We start from the raw sequence: 6,063 nt of genomic DNA, 5'->3' as shown, positions 1-6,063 counted from the left end.
GCCCCGGGCCGACAACCCCCCGCGCGCCCCGCCGCCGGGCGTGGCGCCCGGGCGCGCCCCCGCCCCCCCCGCCCCCCCCGGCCCGGGCGGGGGGGCCCCCCCCCCCCCCCCCCCCCGCCCCGGGCCCCTCTCGTGTGCGTGCTACCAGGTGAAGCCGGGCTGGATCGGCATGCAGGCCTGGTCGTTGTCGCCGTTGAGCGCGTGGGCGGAGTCCGGCGCCTTGGTCGGGGCGGGCGCCGGCGCGGCCGGCGTGCCGCCGGAGCGCCAGTCCTTGCCGACGAACACGACGATTCCGGCGACCTGGTCGGACTTCTGCACCGAGGCGGCGGGCAGGCCGAGGGCGGTGGCCACGGCGGCCGCGTCGGCCGCCTGCGTGTCGGTGGCGTAGCGGATCACCGAGGTGTCCTCCGCGCCCGTCTGGGTGTCGGCGACGACCTTGGTGAAGCCCTTGCCGGTCAGCAGGGCCGCGACCTCGCTCGCCCGGCCCTTGACCTTGGCCTCGGTGCCGTCCTTGCCGCCCGTGGAGTTGCGGACGGTCACGGCGATCTTCGCGGGCGGCGCGGCCGTGGCCGCCGCGGTGGCGGCGGCGCTGGGCTGCTGCGGGGGCGCGGACGGGGCGGCGGGGGACGCGGAGGCGTCCGGGGAGTCCGAGCCCTGGCCGTCCAGGGCGATGTCCTCGCGGACCATCCGGAAGAGGTCCTCGGCCTCGCCCGCCTTGGGCTCGACCCGCCCGTCCAGGCCGGGCCTGGTGCTGTAGACCCACGGCATGGTGGTCATGGTGATGCGGCCCGGCGGGACCTTCTTGAGCTCCATGCTGAGGTCGAACAGCTTGTCGATCTTGTTCAGGCCGGTGTCCACGACCATGGCCTCGATCGCCGCCTGTGCCAGGCTGTTGAGCTTGACCGGGTTGCTGAGCTTGGCGTTCCTGCGGAACTCGCGGGCCATCGAGTTCATGTACTGGTGCTGGGCGTGGGTGCGGCCGATGTCGGTGCCGTCCTCGAAGCCGTAGCGGGTGCGCAGCCACTGCAGGGCCGTCTCGCCCTGGATGACGCTCGTGCCCTTCGGCAGCTTCAGGCCGGAGCCCTTGCCGTCGCGCGTACGGGAGTGCACGTTCTGCTCGACGCAGACCGGGACGCCGCCGATGGCGTCCGCCATCCGTACCACGCCCTTGAAGTCGATCATCATGAAGTGATCGATGGGGATCTTCGTCAGCTCGGTCCACGCGGCGACCGTGCAGCCCGGTCCGCCCCGCTGGATCGACTCGTTCGTCTGGACGAGCCCCTTGCTGGCGGGGTGCACCTTGCCGCCGGGCTCGGTGCACTTGGGCATCGTCAGCATCGTGTCGCGCGGCATGGAGATCACGGACATGTTGCTGCGGTCGGCGGACAGGTGCAGCAGCATCTGGACGTCCGCGAGCGGCGGCCCGTCGAAGCTGTCCGTGGCCCCGCCGAGGGCCTGGTTCTCCGCGTCGTCGCGCGCGTCGGAGCCGATGAGCAGGATGTTCAGCGGGGTCTGCCCGAAGGCGTTGGGCTTGGAACCGCCCAGCTTGTTCTCACCGAGGTTCAGCGCGTCCGTCTGGATGCTGCCGTTGAGGTGCCGGTAGTAGAGGTAGCCGGCCGCCGCCGTCCCGAGTATGAGCAGGGACAGGACGGAGGAGACCCAGCGCAGCACGCGCCGGCGCCCCTGCCTGGTGGGACGGGCGCCGTCCCGGCGGCCCGACCCGGAGCCGCCCCTCTGCGGGGGCACCGTGCCGGGCGCGCTCGCCCTGCCGCCGGATATGTCCCCGTCGGCCTGGGCGCCCGCCCCCTCCTCCCGCACGTCGCTGTGCCTCACGCGTATCCCCCTCAAGGTCCTTCTTGGTCGACATTGCGCCGGTCCGACCGGCAACGTCCGTCCCGCTACTTGGCGCAGATCGCCTTGTCGGCCTGTGCCTGCTGGACGTCCTTGGGCAGTTCCTGCGGAACCGGCGGCGCCAGCGGGGTGCCCGGCTTCTGGAAGTCCGGGCCCAGCGTCAGCTTCATCGGGGTCTTCGCCGCCGCGTCCGTCGTCCCCATCTTCAGCGCGGTGGCGGGCAGGCCCATGGCGTCCGCGAGCGCCCGGGCCTGGTCGGCCTGGTTGGGCGCGTACTCCAGCTGCGTGGCACCGACCTTCGCCGGGGCGTTGCCCTGGTTGCTGGTCTTGGACATCCCCTTGGTGTCCTGCAGCCACTTCAGCGTGGTGGAGGCGGATCCCGAGGGCCCGCCGCCGTTGTAGACGCTCACCCGTACGTCCCCGGCGGGCGCCCGGTTGCCCTGGAGCAGGGCGTCCTGCTTGGCCTTCGTGTCCGCGTCGGCCGCCTCCTGTGCGGCCTGCTCCTTCTTTTCGACCTCCGTCAGGGAGACGTCCCCCCGGATCATCTGCAACAGCGGGTCGGCCAGGGAATTCTCGACGACGACGGTCGCCTTCTTGCCCTCCGGTTCGGCCGGATTGTCCTTCACGGGCAGGGTGGTGAAGGTGATGTTCTTCGTGTCGATGTTCTTCAACTCGCCGGCCAGGTCGGTGAGTTTGGCGATGGAGCCGATACCCGAGTCCACGCTCAGCGACTTGGTGGCCGCCTCCGCGAGGGACAGGAACTTCTTGGGGCTGGTCAGCGTCTCCTGCGACTTCATCTGGCGCATCATCGAACCCAGGAACTGCTGCTGGATCCTGATCCGGTCGAGGTCGCTGTTGTTGCCGAAACCGTGCCGGGTGCGTACGAAGGCGAGGGCCTGCTCACCCGACAGCCTGTGTTCGCCGGGGCCCAGCTTGAGCTGCGAGCCTTCCTCGTCGTTCACGGCCTTGTCCAGGCAGACCGGTACTCCGCCGACCGCCGTGCTCAGCGTCTTGACGGCGTTGAAGTCGGCCATCATGAAGTGGTCGACCTCGATCCCGGTGAGTTCCTTGACCGTGCGCATGGTGCAGCCCGCGTCGCGGCCCTCCTGGCCCAGGCTGGTGTTGAAGCGGGTGCCCTTGACGGGCGCGATGGTCTTCGTCGAACCGTCCGGCTGCTTCGTCGGGCAGGCCGGGATGTTGGTGATCAGGTCGCGGGGGATGGACAGCGCGGTCGCGTTCGTCCGGTCCTTCGAGACGTGGAAGAGGATCGTGGTGTCGGCGTGGCCGACGCTGTCCTTGTCCCCGTAGCCCTCGTTGCCCTCACCGCTGCGCTTGTCGGTGCCGATGACGAGGATGTTGATGGGCTGGTCCTTCTTGAAGCCGCCCGTGCCCGCGCCCGCGACGTCGGTGACGCTGAGGTTGCCGTTCAGGTGGTCGTAGTAGAGGTACGCCGCCGTGGCGCCGCCGACCAGCAGGAGCGCCAGCGTCCCGCTGGTGATCAGCAGAGCCTTCTTGCGGCGTCCGCCACCGCCGCCGCCCTTGCGCGAGCGGCCGCCCCTGCGGCCCCCGGGCGGGGCGTCGCCGCGGCGCGGCCCGGGTACGCCGGGGGAGGGGGCGGTGGGGGCTGCGGGGGCCGCCGACGCCGACCTGCGAGGCGCGGCGACCCTGGGCCGCTGCTGCGCAGTGGAGTCACCCAGTTGCAGTTCGTAATTGCCTGTGCGGGGGTTGAGCACCCACTGGTCGGCGGGGTCGATCTCGTCCGCCCGTCCACGGCTCTGCGCATCCACGGTTGCTCGAATCCTCCGTCGGTGCCTCGCGACGCGCCTCCCCCAGGCGCTCGGTCAACGATCCGGCTGCTGGTGCCCGGTCTCCGGTCCGGCCGGGCACCGGATCGCTCACCTTATCCGTCCTGTTCGGCCGCAAACCATGGTGGGTGAGAAATTCCACTCCCCTTATAACGGGGTGAACCGCCCATCCCACTCGGTTCGGTCACCGGCCTTTGGGATTGCTTTACCGGCATTCCGCGTTCCCTGCGGTCGTTCCTGTGAAGGTAGGGATGGGCGCGGAGGGGGTCGGGGTTCCCTCGCCGGTCGAATTCCCTTCCGGAACCGCGGCAGTGGGCGTCGCGGAGGGGGTCGGCGCCGCCGTCGCGGTGGCCGGGGCCGGGGTCGTCGAGGGCTCCGGAGGGGCCACCCTCACGGGTGCGTCCTCCCGCAGCTGCCGGAACAGCTGTGCCGCGCCCGGTTCCACCAACTCGTCCCGGTTCGGGTCGGCGGCGTAGGGCCGGCGCGGAACCGTCAGGAACTTGATCTGTTCGGTCGGTATGTTCCGCACGCCCCGCACGAGTTCGTACAGGTCGCGCAGCGAGGCCAGCCCCCTGTCGGTGGTCAGCGAGGACGTCGCCGCGTCCAGCAGCGGGTACAGGCGGGCCGGGTTCAGCAGGACCCCGTTGCTCTGCACCTTCTTGACGAGCGCGCCGAGGAACTGCTGCTGGCGCTCCATCCGTTCGGTGTCGCTGCCGTTGCCGAGGCTGTGCCGGGCGCGGACGAAGCCCAGTGCCTTCTCGCCGTGCAGGGTCTGCCGCCCGGCGGCAAGCCGCACCTTGGCCTCGGCGTCGTTCACGGGCTGCTTGAGGCACACCTCCACCCCGCCGATGGCGTCCACCATCTTCTTGAACCCGCCGAAGTCGATGACCATGTGGTGGTCGATCCGGATCCCGGTGAACGCCTCCACCGTACGGATCGTGCAGGCGGCCCCGCCCCACTGGAACGCCCAGTTGAACTGGGCGAACCGGGACACGCTGCGGCTCCCGTCCGGCTGCGTGCAGGCGGGGATCTGCGTCATCAGGTCGCGCGGTATCGACACCGCGGTCGCGCTCCGGCGGTCCTTCGGCAGGTGCAGCAGGATCGTGGTGTCCGACCGCTGGGTGCCCCGGTCCTGCCCGTACCCGGCGTTGCCCTTGCCCGAGCGCGAGTCGGAGCCGATCAGCAGGATGTTCTGGGCGCCCGTGGCCAGGTGCGCCGGCCGCTCGCGCTCGTAGCGCTCCAGCTCGGCCGCGGCCGAGGTGTCCTCGGTGATGTTGCCGTCGAACTTGCTGTAGAGCCACCAGCCGGTGGCCGCGCCCGCCAGCACCAGCAGGGTCAGCCCGAGGCCGATCCAGCGCAGCAGCCGACGCCTGCGGTTCCGCGGAGGCCGTCGTTCGCCTCCGGCCGCGTCGGTGCCGCCCGGTATGCCTGCGCTGTCCGTCACTGGCGTCCGTCCCCTCGCCGCTGCGAGCAGCCGTACGGGGGAGCACGGCCACTGCCGATCCTGCCCCCGGGGTGCCGGAGCAGCCCGGGGGCGGGGCCGTGTCTAGGGCCGTTCGGGTGAGAGATCGACCGTTCCCGAGATTGATCAGTGTGGGTGACGGGGCGGGTGCCTGAGTCAGACCGTGTGGGTGACGCGCTCGCTCTCGGCCCGCTGCGCCAGTCCCTCGGGCGACAGCCGGTCCAGGTTCCGGCAGAGCACCACGGAGGCCCCCGCAGCCAGCGCGGCGTACAGCCCGGCGGAAAGCCCCTCCCAGGTGTCGTAGCCCAGCCCGGTCAGGACCCGCGAGCCCTCGCCCAGGCCGAGCTTCGCCGCGTCCTCGCGGGCGCGGGCGACCAGCGCGGTGTGCGAGAGCTCCTCGCCGCCGACGACCAGCGCGGGATCCTCGGGATCCACCGGTACGAAGGGGGCGAAACGGTCACCCTGTCCCGGCACCTCCACCGCGTAGTCCGCGAACCCGGCCGGGGGCTGCGGGAAGCGCCCGCCCAGCGGCCGCAGGGCGAGAGCCACCCGCTCGCCGCCGCACTCCAGGGCCCGCTCCAGCGTGTCCGGGCCGCTGACGACGAGATCGGCGTCGCCCGGGGCCCCGCCCACCGAGGCCACGACCCCGACCGAGTCGCAGGCGAGCAGCCACACGGCGCTCTGCCAGTGCGCGGGGAGCAGCAGCGCGAGCCGGTCCCCGGGCTCGGCCCCCAGGTCGCCCTGGAGCAGATTCGCGGTCTTGGCCACCCAATTGGCGAAGGTCGCGACGGACAATTCGACGCGTTCGCCGGTGGCGTCGTCGTAGAAGGTGACGAGCGGGCGGCCCGGATCGGCGGCGAGCGCGGATCGCAGCAGGTCGGCAGGGGTGCGGGTCATGGCGTTCACCCGGCACAGCGTACGCGGGGCCCTCCCCCGTACGGGGGC

At 71.8% G+C, this 6,063-nt stretch carries 4 protein-coding genes; all 4 read right to left on the bottom strand.

The genetic code is table 11. The features are described from left to right. Positions 1–141 precede the first annotated feature (141 nt). On the bottom strand, positions 142–1,833 hold the full coding sequence (locus tag ACZ3X1_RS18710) for an LCP family protein (protein ID WP_467280333.1): 1,692 nt from the start codon (positions 1,831–1,833) through the stop codon (positions 142–144). Positions 1,834–1,898: 65 nt separating this feature from the next. After that, positions 1,899–3,638 (bottom strand): LCP family protein, encoded by a 1,740-nt coding sequence (locus ACZ3X1_RS18705; protein ID WP_467280332.1) that lies wholly within the window; start codon positions 3,636–3,638, stop codon positions 1,899–1,901. Between the two features lie 223 nt (positions 3,639–3,861). Further along, positions 3,862–5,100, bottom strand: a complete 1,239-nt coding sequence (locus ACZ3X1_RS18700) for an LCP family protein (protein ID WP_467280331.1) — start codon at positions 5,098–5,100, stop codon at positions 3,862–3,864. Between the two features lie 174 nt (positions 5,101–5,274). Then, positions 5,275–6,024, bottom strand: a complete 750-nt coding sequence (locus ACZ3X1_RS18695; RefSeq protein ID WP_356812518.1) for a TIGR03089 family protein — start codon at positions 6,022–6,024, stop codon at positions 5,275–5,277. Positions 6,025–6,063: the final 39 nt, after the last annotated feature.

Source organism: Streptomyces sp. NPDC023541 (genome assembly GCF_055559995.1).
The sequence above is the reverse complement of the archived record's forward strand: the minus strand, read 5'-3'. Positions and strand labels throughout refer to the sequence as shown.